At 64.0% G+C, this 14,538-nt stretch carries 12 protein-coding genes; 9 read left to right on the top strand and 3 right to left on the bottom strand.

Annotated features, from left to right (window positions below; genetic code table 11):
* Positions 1 to 201 precede the first annotated feature (201 nt).
* From exaC to HU772_RS02895, 9 genes are all read left to right on the top strand, one after another.
* A complete protein-coding gene (exaC, locus tag HU772_RS02935; protein WP_186657289.1) occupies positions 202 to 1,722 on the top strand; it encodes an acetaldehyde dehydrogenase ExaC in 1,521 nt (506 codons plus the stop codon).
* A gap of 179 nt (positions 1,723 to 1,901) precedes the next feature.
* Positions 1,902 to 3,350, top strand: a complete 1,449-nt coding sequence (gene eat / locus HU772_RS02930; protein WP_186657291.1) for an ethanolamine permease — start codon at positions 1,902 to 1,904, stop codon at positions 3,348 to 3,350.
* Between the two features lie 49 nt (positions 3,351 to 3,399).
* Entirely contained in the window at positions 3,400 to 4,794 is a 1,395-nt protein-coding gene (locus HU772_RS02925) for an ethanolamine ammonia-lyase subunit EutB (RefSeq protein WP_186657293.1), read from the top strand.
* An 8-nt stretch (positions 4,795 to 4,802) separates the two neighbouring features.
* Positions 4,803 to 5,621 (top strand): ethanolamine ammonia-lyase subunit EutC, encoded by an 819-nt coding sequence (gene eutC, locus HU772_RS02920; RefSeq protein ID WP_186657295.1) that lies wholly within the window; start codon positions 4,803 to 4,805, stop codon positions 5,619 to 5,621.
* 107 nt (positions 5,622 to 5,728) lie between these two features.
* Entirely contained in the window at positions 5,729 to 6,187 is a 459-nt protein-coding gene (locus HU772_RS02915) for a GNAT family N-acetyltransferase (protein ID WP_186657297.1), read from the top strand.
* A 426-nt stretch (positions 6,188 to 6,613) separates the two neighbouring features.
* Entirely contained in the window at positions 6,614 to 7,261 is a 648-nt protein-coding gene (locus HU772_RS02910; protein WP_186657299.1) for a DedA family protein, read from the top strand.
* A gap of 7 nt (positions 7,262 to 7,268) precedes the next feature.
* A complete protein-coding gene (locus HU772_RS02905) occupies positions 7,269 to 8,084 on the top strand; it encodes a M90 family metallopeptidase (RefSeq protein ID WP_186657302.1) in 816 nt (271 codons plus the stop codon).
* A 93-nt stretch (positions 8,085 to 8,177) separates the two neighbouring features.
* Positions 8,178 to 8,705 carry an inorganic diphosphatase gene (ppa, locus tag HU772_RS02900; protein WP_003255365.1) on the top strand — a complete coding sequence of 176 codons (528 nt, stop codon included), beginning with the start codon at positions 8,178 to 8,180 and terminating at the stop codon, positions 8,703 to 8,705.
* A 249-nt stretch (positions 8,706 to 8,954) separates the two neighbouring features.
* Positions 8,955 to 9,653, top strand: coding sequence for a LexA family transcriptional regulator (locus HU772_RS02895; protein WP_186657305.1), 699 nt, complete (start codon positions 8,955 to 8,957; stop codon positions 9,651 to 9,653).
* 247 nt (positions 9,654 to 9,900) lie between these two features.
* Here the strand turns inward: HU772_RS02895 and HU772_RS02890 are convergent, their stop codons facing one another.
* Genes HU772_RS02890 through HU772_RS02880 form a run of 3 tightly spaced genes read right to left on the bottom strand, consistent with a single transcriptional unit; the run spans position 9,901 to position 14,537 of the window.
* A complete protein-coding gene (locus HU772_RS02890; protein WP_186657308.1) occupies positions 9,901 to 10,815 on the bottom strand; it encodes a GNAT family N-acetyltransferase in 915 nt (304 codons plus the stop codon).
* Positions 10,812 to 12,101 (bottom strand): phenylacetate--CoA ligase family protein, encoded by a 1,290-nt coding sequence (locus HU772_RS02885; RefSeq protein WP_186657311.1) that lies wholly within the window; start codon positions 12,099 to 12,101, stop codon positions 10,812 to 10,814. The genes HU772_RS02890 and HU772_RS02885 overlap by 4 nt, the downstream gene beginning before the upstream one ends.
* A 27-nt stretch (positions 12,102 to 12,128) precedes the next feature.
* On the bottom strand, positions 12,129 to 14,537 hold the full coding sequence (locus HU772_RS02880; protein ID WP_186657313.1) for an aldehyde dehydrogenase family protein: 2,409 nt from the start codon (positions 14,535 to 14,537) through the stop codon (positions 12,129 to 12,131).
* Between the last annotated feature and the right edge of the window lies 1 nt (position 14,538).

Here is a 14,538-nt window from a genome sequence, read left to right as displayed (position 1 = left end):
GCGGGCTGACCATCGAGTCATGACCGTGCCAAGAACGGCACAAAGTGTCACTCACGCCGTGCCAGCCACGGTACAAGGCACTCCATGAAGTCTTTCTGGCTTGACTCAAGTCATTGATTCACAAGGGCCTACCGGCACTGGCCCGACCTTTGCTCTACGCTTTGAAACTCCGCAACAATCACAACGACCAGGAGATACCCCATGCGTTACGCACATCCCGGCACCGACGGCGCGAAGGTTTCCTTCAAGAGCCGCTACGGCAACTACATCGGTGGTGAGTTTGTAGCTCCGGTGAAAGGGCAATATTTCGAAAACACCTCTCCGGTTAACGGCAAGCTGATTGCCGAATTCCCTCGTTCCACCGCCGAAGACATCGACAAGGCCCTCGACGCCGCCCACGCCGCCGCCGACGCCTGGGGCCGCACTTCGGTGCAGGACCGCTCCAACGTGCTGCTGCGCATCGCCGATCGCATCGAGCAGAACCTCGAACTGCTGGCCATCACCGAAACCTGGGACAACGGCAAGCCGATCCGCGAAACCCTCAACGCCGACATCCCGCTGGCGGTCGACCACTTCCGCTACTTCGCCGGTTGCATCCGCGCCCAGGAAGGCGGCGCCGCCGAGATCAACGAAACCACCGTGGCCTACCACCTGCACGAACCGCTGGGCGTGGTCGGGCAGATCATCCCGTGGAACTTCCCGTTGCTGATGGCCGCCTGGAAGCTCGCCCCGGCCCTGGCCGCGGGCAACTGCGTGGTGCTCAAGCCCGCCGAGCAGACCCCGCTGGGCATCACCGTGCTGCTGGAGCTGATCGGCGACCTGCTGCCCAAGGGCGTGCTCAATGTGGTCCAAGGCTTCGGCCGCGAGGCCGGTGAAGCCCTGGCCACCAGCAAGCGCATCGCCAAGATTGCCTTCACCGGCTCCACCCCGGTGGGCTCGCACATCATGAAATGCGCCGCCGAGAACATCATCCCGTCCACCGTGGAACTGGGTGGCAAGTCGCCCAACGTGTACTTCGAGGACATCATGCAGGCCGAGCCTGCGTTCATCGACAAGGCCGCCGAGGGCATGGTCCTGGCCTTCTTCAACCAAGGCGAAGTGTGCACCTGCCCTTCCCGCGCTCTGGTGCAGGAATCGATCTACCCGCAGTTCATGGAAGTGGTGATGAAGAAGGTGCTGCAGATCAAGCGCGGCGACCCGCTGGACACCGAGACCATGGTCGGCGCCCAGGCCTCGCAGCAGCAGTTCGAGAAGATCCAGTCCTACCTCAAGATTGCCCAGGAAGAGGGCGCCGAGCTGCTGACCGGCGGCAAGGTGGAGCAACTGGAAGGCGCGCTGGCTACCGGTTATTACATCCAGCCAACCCTGCTCAAGGGCAACAACAAGATGCGCGTGTTCCAGGAAGAGATCTTCGGCCCGGTGGTCAGCGTCACCACCTTCAAGGACGAAGCCGAGGCCCTGGCCATCGCCAACGACACCGAGTTCGGCCTCGGCGCCGGCGTCTGGACCCGCGACATCAACCGCGCCTACCGCATGGGCCGTGGCATCAAGGCCGGTCGCGTGTGGACCAACTGCTACCACCTGTACCCGGCGCATGCCGCGTTCGGTGGCTACAAGAAGTCCGGCGTTGGTCGTGAGACCCACAAGATGATGCTCGACCACTACCAGCAGACCAAGAACCTTCTGGTGAGCTACGACATCAACCCGCTGGGCTTCTTCTAACGACTGCAGCTTCAAGCTTCAAGCTTCAAGCGACAAGAAAAAGCAGGCCTGAGAAAGGCTGCTTTCCTTGAAGCTTGCGGCTTGGAGCTTGCAGCTGCCCCCTGGCCCGCTTCCTGCAAACGAATCACCAGTGGCCGGCAGTCCCTCCGGCAACCTAAGAAAAACAACAGGTGAACACCATGCCAAGCGATCACTCCGCCGGCGCGCCGGCGAGCTCCTCCGTCGACTTCGAAAAGGTCAATTCCGAGTATTTCCAGCAACGTGAACTGAAAAAAGGCGCCGCCGGCTGGGTCCTGCTGGTGGGCCTGGGCGTGGCCTACGTGATTTCCGGCGACTATGCCGGCTGGAACTTCGGCCTGGCCCAGGGCGGCTGGGGCGGCATGTTCCTCGCCACCCTGCTGATGGCCACCATGTACCTGTGCATGTGCTTCTCCCTGGCCGAGCTGTCGTCGATGATCCCCACCGCCGGTGGCGGCTACGGCTTCGCCCGCAGCGCCTTCGGCCCCTGGGGCGGCTTTCTCACCGGCACCGCGATCCTCATCGAATACGCCATCGCTCCGGCGGCCATCGCCACCTTCATCGGCGCCTATTGCCAATCGCTGTTCGGCATCGGCGGCTGGATGATCTACCTGGCGTTCTACGTGGTGTTCATCGGCATCCACATCCTCGGCGTGGGCGAGGCGCTCAAGCTGATGTTCATCATCACCGCGGTCGCCGCCATCGCCCTGGCGGTGTTCCTGATCGGCATGGTGCCCCATTTCGATGCCGCCAACCTGTTCGACATCGCCCAGACCAACGCCGCCGGTGCCAGCAGCTTCCTGCCGTTCGGCTATGTCGGCGTGTGGGCGGCAATCCCCTACGCGATCTGGTTCTTCCTCGCCGTCGAGGGTGTGCCACTGGCCGCCGAGGAAACCAAGAATCCTAAGCGCGACCTGCCTCGCGGCCTGATCGGCGCAATGCTGGTGCTGCTGGCCTTCGCCCTGCTGATCCTGGTGGTCGGCCCCGGCGGCGCCGGCTCCGAAGCCCTCAAGGCCTCGGGCAACCCATTGGTCGAGGCGCTGGCCAAGGCCTACGGTGGTTCCACCTGGATGGGCGGTTTCGTCAACCTGGTCGGCCTGGCCGGCCTGATCGCCAGCTTCTTCTCGATCATCTACGCCTATTCGCGGCAGATCTTTGCGCTGTCCCGTGCCGGCTACCTGCCACGCAAACTGTCGGAAACCAACAAGAGCAAGGCGCCGGTGCTGGCCCTGGTGATCCCCGGGATCATTGGCTTCGCCCTGTCACTGACCGGCCAGGGCGACCTGCTGATCCTGGTGGCGGTGTTCGGCGCCACGCTGTCCTATGTGCTGATGATGGCCGCGCACATTACCCTGCGCATTCGTCGGCCGAAAATGGAGCGTCCATACCGCACCCCTGGCGGCATCTTCACCTCGGGCCTGGCCCTGGTGCTGGCCTGCGTCGCCGTGGTCGCCGGGTTCCTGGTCGACCCACGGGTGGTGATTGGCGCTGCGGTGATCTATGCAGTATTGATTGCCTACTTTGCTTTCTACAGCCGTCACCACCTGGTGGCCGGTACCCCGGAAGAAGAATTCGCCGCGATCCAGAAGGCCGAAGAGGCCCTGCACTGATCGCCGACTTACGCCGCAGGCCAGGCCTGCGGCGCTCTGGAGATTCTGTATGGCAAGTTTCACCCACACCGTAGGCCACCAGGTCTACCGCTTCGACAGCCTCAAGGACGTGATGGCCAAGGCCAGTCCGGCACGCTCCGGCGACTACCTGGCTGGCGTCGCCGCCAGCAACGACGGCGAGCGGGTCGCCGCGCAGATGGCCCTGGCCAACATCCCGCTCAAGCACTTCCTGGACGAGGCGCTGATCCCCTATGAAAGCGACGAAGTCACCCGGCTGATCATCGACAGCCACGACAAGCAGGCCTTCGCCCCGGTCAGCCACCTGACCGTCGGCGGCCTGCGCGACTGGCTGCTGGGCGAGCACGCCGACGAGCACAGCCTGCGCGCCCTGGCCCCGGGCCTGACCCCGGAAATGGCCGCGGCGGTGTCGAAGATCATGCGCGTCCAGGACCTGGTGCTGGTGGCGCAGAAAATCCGCGTGGTCACCCAGTTCCGCGGCACCATGGGCCTGCGCGGGCGGCTGTCGACCCGGCTGCAGCCCAACCACCCCACCGACGAGCCGGCCGGCATCGCCGCCAGCATTCTCGACGGCCTGCTCTACGGCAATGGCGACGCCATGATCGGCATCAACCCGGCCACCGACAGCATCGCCTCGATCTGCGCACTGCTGGAAATGCTCGACGCGATCATCCAGCGCTACGACATCCCCACCCAGTCCTGTGTACTGACCCACGTCACCACCTCGATCGAGGCGATCAACCGCGGCGTGCCGCTGGACCTGGTGTTCCAGTCCATCGCCGGCACCGAGGCGGCCAACGCCGGCTTCGGCATCAACCTCAATGTGTTGCAGGAAGGCTACGAGGCCGGCCTGTCGCTCAAGCGCGGCACGGTCGGGCAGAACCTGATGTACTTCGAGACCGGCCAGGGCAGCGCGCTGTCGGCCAACGCCCACCATGGCGTCGACCAGCAGACCTGCGAAACCCGCGCCTACGCCGTGGCCCGGCACTTCAAGCCGTTCCTGGTCAACACCGTGGTTGGCTTCATCGGCCCGGAATACCTGTACAACGGCAAGCAGATCATCCGCGCCGGCCTCGAGGACCACTTCTGCGGCAAGCTGCTGGGCGTGCCGATGGGCTGCGACATCTGCTACACCAACCACGCCGAAGCCGACCAGGACGACATGGACACCCTGCTGACCCTGCTGGGCGTGGCCGGAATCAACTTCATCATGGGCATCCCTGGCTCCGACGACATCATGCTCAACTACCAGACCACCTCGTTCCACGACGCGCTTTATGCCCGCCAGACCCTGGGCCTGAAGCCCGGGCCGGAATTCGAAGCGTGGCTGGCGCGCACCGGCATCTTCACCCAGGCCGACGGCCGCATCCGCTTCGGCGACAACCTGCCGCCGGCTTTCCGCCAGGCCTTGCGGCATCTGGCCTAGAGGTGACCATGGAACGACACACCCCCACCCCGGACAATCCCTGGCTGGCCCTGCGCAACCTCACGCCGGCGCGCATTGCCCTGGGCCGCACCGGGATCAGCCTGCCGACCGGCGCGCAGCTGGACTTCCAGTACGCCCACGCCCAGGCCCGCGATGCCGTGCACCTGCCATTCGATCATGCCGGCCTGCGCCAGCAACTGCGTGACCGGGGCCGCGACAGCCTGCTGCTGCACAGCGCTGCCAGCGATCGTCACCAGTACCTGCAACGCCCCGACCTGGGCCGGCGCCTGCACCAGGACTCGGTGCAGGCACTGCGCGAGCACGCCCAGGCCAACCCCGGCGGGGTCGACCTGGCCATCGTCGTCGCCGATGGTCTTTCGGCGCTGGCGGTACACCGCCATACCCTGCCCTTCCTCAGCCGTTTCGAAGAACAGGCCGCCGCCGACGGCTGGACCAGCGCCCCGGTGCTGCTGGTCGAGCAAGGCCGGGTGGCGGTGGCCGACGAGGTGGGCGAACTGCTTGGTGCGCGCATGACGGTGATGCTGATCGGCGAACGTCCGGGCCTGAGCTCGCCGGACAGCCTGGGGCTGTATTTCACCTATGCGCCCAAAGTCGGCCTGACCGACGCCTACCGCAACTGCATCTCCAACGTGCGCCTGGAGGGCCTGAGCTACGGCATGGCCGCCCATCGCCTGCTGTACCTGATGCGCGAAGCCTGCCGGCGCCAGCTGTCAGGGGTGAATTTGAAGGACGAAGCCGAGGTCCATAGCATCGACAGTGAAGGCTCCACGGGCAAAACCGGGAACTTCCTGCTCGGTGACGGGTAAAAAACATGTCACAGAAGGCGGATTGCGCTTCTAGCCTGCTTTAGGCAGCATGCCAGAGGACGCTGCTGGCAATCCGCCGTCTCCCCAATGGACTCAGAGGCCCGCCCATGCGCATCATCAAGGCAACCCTGGAACACCTCGACCTGCTGACCCCGTTGTTCGTGAAGTACCGCGAGTTCTACGGCCAGCTGCCTTATCCCGACAGTTCGCGCAGCTTTCTGGAAAAGCGCCTCAAGCGTGGCGAGTCGATCATCTACCTGGCCCTGCCGGATGACGGCGACGACCGCCTGCTGGGTTTCTGCCAGCTGTATCCAAGCTTCTCGTCGCTATCGCTCAAGCGCGTGTGGATCCTCAACGATATCTACGTCGCCGAAGATTCCCGACGCATGCTGGTGGCCGACCACCTGATGCGCGAAGCCAAGAAGATGGCCAGGGAGTCCAATGCCGTGCGCATGCGCGTATCCACCAGCAGCGACAACGAAGTGGCGCGCAAGACCTACGAATCCATGGGCTTTCGCAAGGATACCGAGTTCGAGAACTACATCCTGCCGATCAGCCAGGAGTGATGCCTGGCAGCTCTCTGTAGGAGCGGGTTTACCCGCGAAGCAAGCGACCGCGCCGACCTCAGGGCATGCACCATACCTGTGGGAGCGGGCTTGTCGGACCGCCGCACCGCCGCGAAGAAGGCGACGCGGTGCCAGGCACCGGCTGTGCCGGTGTTCGCGGCTGAAGCCGCTCCCACAGCGACCGCGCTAGCTTTAGCAGTTAAGCAAGACAGTTGCTCCCACACACAGACACTCCCTCTGAAAGCCCCATTACCCTGTCGTAACGCTCCGCTACAAACTCTCCGGGCATCTTCGCCACTTCGCCGTATAATCCCCGCTCCTGTCATGTGCGAATAGTTACCCCCTCAGCGGTGACTCTTCCTATGCCCATGGCGCTGTCCGTTATCGCGCGCCCGTAGAAGCGGGTCAAGAACACAGGTGCTGTACATGGATTTCAACCCGCTGGACCTCATCCTGCATCTCGATGCCTACCTCGACCTGCTGGTCAACAACTACGGTCCGTGGATCTACGCCATCCTCTTCGCCGTGATCTTCTGCGAAACCGGCCTGGTGGTCATGCCCTTCCTGCCGGGCGATTCGCTGTTGTTCATCGCCGGTGCCGTGGCCGCCGGGGGCGGCATGGACCCGGTGCTGCTCGCCGGCCTGTTGATGCTCGCGGCCATTCTCGGCGACAGCACCAACTACGTGATCGGACGCACCGCCGGCGAACGGCTGTTCCGCAACCCCAACTCGAAGATCTTCCGCCAGGACTACCTGCAGCGCACCCACGAGTTCTACGAACGCCACGGCGGCAAGACCGTCACCATGGCGCGCTTCCTGCCGATCCTGCGCACCTTCGCACCGTTCGTCGCTGGCATCGCCCACATGCACTACCCGCGCTTCCTGGCCTTCAGCGTGGCCGGCACCTTGTTGTGGGTGGGCGGCCTGGTCACCCTGGGCTACTTCTTCGGCAACGTGCCGTTCATCAAGCAGCACCTGTCGCTGATGGTGGTGGGCATCATCCTGCTGTCGCTGGTGCCGATGATCCTCGGCCTGCTGCGCGGCCGTTTCGGTCGCGCGGCCAAGGCCCACTGATCGCGCCATGTGGTCGTTCAGCGCCTGGCGCCGCCGGCGCACCCTGGCCCGCTACCCGGTTGACGCGGCCCTGTGGCAGGTGATCCGCGATCGCCTGCCCCTGCTCGACGGCATCAGCGCCGAGGAAGACCGCTGGCTGCGTGAAGCCAGCGTGCTGTTCCTGCACGACAAGCACCTGACCACCCTGCCCGGGGTCGAGCTGGACGACGAGCAGCGCCTGTTCCTCGCCGTCCAGGCCCAGTTGCCGCTGCTGCACCTGGGCGCGCTCAACTGGTACCAGGGCTTTCACGAACTGATCCTCTACCCCGACGATTTCGTCAGCCCCCAGCGCCACCGCGACGCCAGTGGCGTGGAGCACGTGTGGGACGCCGAGCACAGCGGCGAGGCCTGGCAGCAGGGCCCGGTGATCCTGGCCTGGCCCGGCGTGCTGGCCAGCGGTGGCTGGGAGGCCTACAACCTGGTTATCCACGAACTGGCGCACAAGCTCGACATGCTCAACGGCGACGCCAACGGCCTGCCACCGTTGCACGGCGACATGCGCGTCGAGGACTGGGCCGCTGCCATGCAGCAGGCCTACGACGACCTGAATCACCAGCTCGATGCCGACCCGGACGCCGAAACGGCCATCGACCCCTACGCCGCGGAAAACCCGGCGGAGTTCTTCGCCGTCACCAGCGAGTACTTCTTCAGCGGCCCCGACCTGCTGCACCAGGCCTACCCCGAGGTGTACCGGCAGCTGGCATTGTTCTACCGCCAGGACCCGCTGGCCCGCCTGAGCCGCCTGCAGGCCGAGCATCCGGATTACCGCGAAAGCCACGCCTGAAGCGCCCGCACATCAGGCCGGGCGTGGCATGCGCGGTGGGAATGTGCCTATAATCGCCGCCACTTTTTTGATCAAACACGGGGGCATTGCCCAATGAGCTACAGCAAGATTCCGGCTGGCAAAGACCTGCCGAACGACATCTACGTCGCTATCGAGATCCCGGCCAACCACGCGCCAATCAAGTACGAGATCGACAAGGACAGCGACACCCTGTTCGTCGACCGCTTCATGGCCACCCCGATGTTCTACCCGGCCAACTACGGCTTCATCCCCAACACCCTGGCCGACGACGGTGATCCGCTGGACGTGCTGGTCGTGACCCCGTACCCGGTCGCCCCTGGTTCGGTGATCCGCGCCCGTCCGGTCGGCGTGCTGAACATGACCGACGACGGCGGCGGCGACGCCAAGGTCATCGCCGTGCCGCACGACAAGCTGTCGCAGCTGTACGTCGATGTGAAGGAATACACCGACCTGCCGGCCCTGCTGATCCAGCAGATCGAGCACTTCTTCGCGAACTACAAGGATCTCGAGAAGGGCAAGTGGGTCAAGATCGAAGGCTGGGAAGGCGCCGACGCCGCCCGCGCCGCGATCACCAAGTCGGTCGCCGCCTACAAGGGCTGAGACCAGGCACTGGAAAACCCCGCTTCGGCGGGGTTTTTTATTGGCGCGGGGCTGGCAGCGCGGCAGCCGGTGTTCATCCAGGCATCTCAGCCACGATGATATTGAGCGCCACCTTGATCGCCCAGTGCTCAAGCCCCGAATATTTCACACGCACTCCTAAGCCCCCGCCTACAAAAACCACCACTTCCTACAAAACGCCTCTACATCCGGTTGATACCCACACAAATCTCGGGTCGATAGACTCACCTCATGAACACTTCCGGTGACCGTCTCAAAGCCCTCCTGCTGGAGTGCAACCTGACCCCTTCCGATTTTGCCGCCCAACGCAACGTCACGCCCCAGCACGTCAACAACTGGTTCAAACGCGGCGTGCCGTTGTCACGCCTGGATGAACTCGCCGATCTGTTTTGTGTGAACAGGCGCTGGCTGCGCAGCGGCGAAGGCTCGAAGCACCCGGCGCCACTTGCCGCCGTATTGCCCCCCATGCCGCTCAATGGCGCGCTGTCGCCCTTGCTCGCACAAGGCACGGAGCATTCCAGCCTGCCCTTTCATCGCCTTCTGGAGAGTACGCTGCAAGCGCTGCCGGGCCACTGCCAGGCCATCCCGCGACAGGCGCTGGACGCCTTGCAGGTGCCGCCACACGCCGCCATCTGCGTGAGCATGCCGCACGCCAACATGACACCGTTGCTGCCCCAGGGCAGCCTTCTGGGTATCGACAGGAGCCTCACCCGGGTGGTCGACGGCGAGTGCTACGCGCTATTGCATAATGGCCGACTGCGGGTGCACTACCTCAGCCTCGGCCACAACGGCACGCTGTGCCTGCACAGCCATGATCGCCTCAACCACCCCAGCGAACGCTATACCGCCTACCAGCGCAGAGTTCAGGGCCTGGAAGTCCTCGGCTGGGTTTTCTGGTGGTCGAGCCTGCGCCCGGAACGCCCCGCTTGAAACAACTGGCACTATTTTTTGCTGGGCATCGCCGGGCTGCCCGAGTATGCTACGCCGCACATCCCGCCCAAGCGGATGCAAGCCGCATCCCAGAGGCCCTGGCGACGTCCGACACAGCCGTCCGCCATCTTTTCAAGGCCATGTTGCCAACCGTTTAAGGCGGTTGCGGTTTATCAAAAATAAACCAAGACCGTCCCCAAGAAGCCGGCCACAAGCCGGCTTTTTAATGCCTGTCGACTTCCAGCCTTCAACCACTTTTCGCCAATGCCATGCGCTGCTGGGCGGCATGCTGTAAAGCACGCGCCATGGGGCAGTGCAGTTGTAACGAGCTGTTGGAAAAGCCTCGCTGCAACAGCCAGTACCATTGCCGCCCGGTCCCCAGGGTCAGGCCCGTGTCAACGAAGCCACAGCGATGCAGCACAGGCAACACCGAGGGCAGGTTCATGTCCATCCGCACCTGCACATGGGTCAACCACTTGGACGGCAAGCGCATGAGTTCGATGGCATCGCCGCTGGTGGGATGCTCGAGGGTCACATCCAGGCGATTCTCGCGGATGGTGGTCAGGGTCGGCTCCGCGCCCGGCACTGCAAAGCCCGGCGCTACGGTACCGAAGTGTTCCTGCAACGGCCCAATCCACTCGGGCGCGTTTACTGGCGTATACGTCAATGGAATAGGCTGAGCCTGGAACGCCAGTACGCCCAGAATGGCACTTTCCCGTTGACGTGGGCACAGCGCCGAATCCACGTAGTCGAGCAGCAGCCCGGTCACCTGGAAGCCCAGCGAGTCACCCAGCCGTTGCGACCACTCATGGCTGGCAACCATCTTGATCGTCAGTACCGACATGCCCTGCCGCCGCGCGTGATCGCACAGGTAGCGCCCCATGCGCCCCGCGATGCCCCGCCCCCGGAGTTGCGGATCGACCACGATCATCGCCAGTTCCGCACAACTTGCGTCATCGGCAGAACGCCACAACAGGGCGTGGCCGACGATACGCTCCCCGCGCAACGCAACCACCGACTGCCATTGCTGGGTACGGTTATGGTGGCAGATGACCGACGGCAGGTAGATCTGCGGGTAGAAGTAATGCTCCCCGTACACCCGCATGAACAAGTCGCTGATCGGCTGCGCATCCTGTACTTCGAAACCTCGCACGACGATCATCGCGGCAACCGTCCTGCAGGGCCGCAATAGTCGCGGCGATCAACGACACGCTGCAGCTTTCCGGTACGTCGATGCGTCGCCAACTGCGCCGGTCGACACCACTCGATCGCAATCCTCAGCGCGCCTTCGGCCATGAGCTCCACGACCGCAGGGTCCTTGCGCCCGATGGCTTGCAGTAACGCGCTGGCCGCTGCCGGATCCTTGTCATGAGCGATGCGCAGCACGATATGATCGACCCCATTGACCTGATCGATAGTCAGTTGCCACTGGCGCGGACCAAGGCGTGCGAGGATCACTTGCGCCAGATCGTCAGGGAACAGTGTCGCGTAACCGACCCTTACCCGGTTGCCCTGGCTGCTACGGCCCATCAGCCTGAACTTGCGCCCCGCGCGTCCGGGCGCTTCGGTCCACTCCGCCAGATCGCCCACGGGGTAGCGGATGATCGGCATCAGAGTCCGCGTCAGATTGGTCACGACCAGCAAACCGGCGCAGTGCGCCTCATGGATCGGCAGCCCCGAGGCTTCATCAACAATCTCGACCAGGGTCTCAGGTTCGAACGCGCGATGCTCGCCCGGCAGGCAATCGGGGGTACTCGCGCCAATCAAGCCCGCGTCCACGCTGGCGCAACCAATCGAAACCACCCGGGCATTGGGCAGCACGGCCCTGAACAGCTGAAGCTGCTCGACGAACAGGCTTTCACCGCCATACAACACCATCCTGACCCCGGGCAAACGCACACCTTGCTGCTCAAGCAGCGAGGCATACTGCAGCAACTTTCCCGGCACCCCGGCCAGCACGTTGATCTGGTGTAGCTCGATTTGCTCGGTCAATACCTGCGGTTCGACCGCGCCGGTGAAGGGGAACACGCAGATGGGCACTTGCGCACGGGCCAGCGCGCCCTGAATGAACAGGAAACTGGCGTACAGGTCGCCAGCAAAGAACAGGTTGGCCACTCGGTCACCTGGCGCCAGCAAAGAGGACAGGCTACGCCCGAATGTAGCAACGAACTGCTCCCACTCGGCCTGGGTGAATACCGAGTGCTTGGCGCTACCGGTCGTGCCGCCGGTCTTGTAGACCACCGCGCCGCTCATCGGCCCGGTCAGCACTGGCCAGCTATCCAGGTCGAGGCCGGCCGCCCAGTAGTGACGAAGATCGACCAAAGGCAGGTCTGCAAGTGTCCACCCTGCCTGGGGGACCTTTCGCCACAGCTCGGCATAATAGGGAGAATGTGCACGGACATGGTTGACCAGCCGTGTCAGTTCAAGGGGGGGGCAGTTGTCATGCATGCTTCACTTCCTCTTCCTGCAAACGGACTAAAGACGTTTATCCAGCACAAGCGGCGTTTTTCCCGACTGCGGATGGCGCTCGAAATGCCGCTGCGCCAACTGCGCAACCTGCAGGTCCAGCACGCCAAGCTCCAAGGCCATGTTCAGCTCCGTATCGCGGCATACCTTGGCCTTGACGATCTCCGGATCAGCGTCGACCCATAGCCGAATGCGCTCGATGCCGTTTTCGGGATCGTGCTCAAGGTGCAGTTGCACCGGTGCTTCGGCCAGTTCAGCCAAGCGCTGCGGCTGGATGAACAGGGAACCGATCCGCACCAGGCCACCATGACGCCCCAACAGTTCGAAGCGCGGCGCGGGGGAACCACATGCGCACCTCCCACTCACCCAGCGTCCGGTATCGCCGATGTCATAGCGAGCCAGGTGCTGGCCCTCGCGGGCCAGGGAGGTGATCAGCAATCGCCCGATCTCTCCAACCGCCACAGGCTCATCACGTGCCAGGTCGACGATTTCCAGCCACTGGATATCGCTCATCAGGTGGAACACCCCATCCGGACTGGCAGCGCAGCTGTAGCCCAACGGGCCGGCATCCACCGAGCCATAGAGCACCGAGCGAATGGTCTGGACGCCGAAGCCCTGGATGAAGGTGCGCTGGGCCGCGCCAAGATGCTCGCCACCCAGCAGGACCTTGCGGATCCCACCATAAGCCCGCAGGGTGCGTGCCTCGCGCAGGAACAGCTGATGCACGGTGGTGGGCATGCCGATCAGCGTGTCGATCCCCTGGCTGACGATGAACCGGGCGATCTCGCTGTAATCGTCGTCCTGCGGACCGCCCATGGGGTAATGCCTGGCCCCCAGCTTGTCCAGCACGGTGAAGAAACTCAGCAGCCCGCCATAGAGATTGCCGCCATACATCAGGTTGAGCACGTTATCCGTCGCCGGGTCCAGCCCCGCGGCGAACAGGCCATCGGCCGCCGCTTGCATCTGCCGGTGATAGTCACGGTAGGTAAAACCGGCCAGCTTAGGCGCGCCACTGCTGCCGCCGGAGCGGAAGAACAACTGCGCACGCTCGCTCATCGAGTCTTCCAGAAACGCCCTGCGATCCATGATCGGCAGGCCGACGGCACTCATCGGGGCCGGCTCCAGCGGATCGAGGGTCGCCTGCCCGGCGAGGCAATCCGCCGCGAGGCTCACCGATACTCGGCGAGCCAGCATGCTCAAGGCATACACACCGTCGTGAGGTTCGCCACTGTAGCCGGCTTGCATCTGCGCAATGGCAGTCACCCGGTCGACCCCGGCCGCCAGCAACAGCTGGCCGAGCCCGGCGAACGCCTGGGCTGAGCAGATCAGGCCGCAGCTTTGCAGGCGGGTCCGCCAGGGGCGCAAAGCCTGGATCAGCGCATGCCGTGGTAGCGGTCGCAGCAACAGGCTACGAAACAACGGTGAGGGCTCGAGGGTCATCCTGTGCTCGAGAACGATCTGCCAACCGTCACCTCTCCAGACCTGCCCGGGCCTGTCGGAAAAGGCCTGGTCCAGCTCGGCGAGGGCCAGGGTCGTGGTGATCTGCGCAGCTTCCTGCAGGTTGGGTCGCAACGCAGGCCAACAGGCCTGACGACGTTGCAGCGCCATAGCCAGTTGTTCACCGATGGCATGCAGCGTGGCCGTATCGTCGCTGTCGACAAACACCACCTGGGGGCTGGAGCAGGCCTGCTGGTCGAGGCGACAGACCTCATCGACCAGCGCGTCCAGCGCCGGGCCATCCACGGCATCCGGCACTAGCCAGGCAAAGCTGATCTTGTGCCCCCAGGGTATCCAGCGACAGCCATCGGGCAGTTGATCGCGAATGGCCTTCAGCGTCTCGTTCGAACCCCAGGCGCAAACTCCGTCGGCATGCGCCAGCAACTTGGGCAGTTCAGCCTTGGCCACCGGTAGCACGGCGACGTGGCTGGCAAGCTGGCCAGACTCGTCACACTCGAGCAATGCCTGCAGCAACCGGGTGTTCAAACCCTGCTCGCGCTCACTCGGTCGCAACCAATTGATGTTTCCCACCAGCAGGCTTTCGAGGACGGCGAAAAACGGCAACAGCGGAGCATTGGCTGGCGTGATGTGCACGACGACCCCCAAGGGACGCCAGCTTTCGAAGTGAGCGGCCTGGTAGTCGATACGGCGCAGGGAGAACGGGTTGTCCCCCAGTTCGTGCTCCAGCTTGGCGCGCAGCACATCGGCCTGGCAGAACGCCCGGAGCTCTTCGCGGCTGGCGGCATCGAGCTCGGCCAGGAAGCTTTGGTCCAGCAACTTTTCAGCGAAACGCCCGGTACAAGCAAGCACGCTATCCAGGCGGCAAGGCTGGCTCAAGGTGTGCGCCAATCCAGCGGTCAACCGTTGCAATGCCTGCTCCAGCGTCAGGTCTGCCAGGTGTTGTCCATGTATGAGGTACATG

This window comes from Pseudomonas xantholysinigenes, from assembly GCF_014268885.2.
Taxonomy (GTDB): Bacteria; Pseudomonadota; Gammaproteobacteria; order Pseudomonadales; family Pseudomonadaceae; genus Aquipseudomonas; species Aquipseudomonas xantholysinigenes.
Note: the sequence above shows the minus strand (reverse complement) of the source record. Positions and strands in the feature narration are given on the sequence as shown.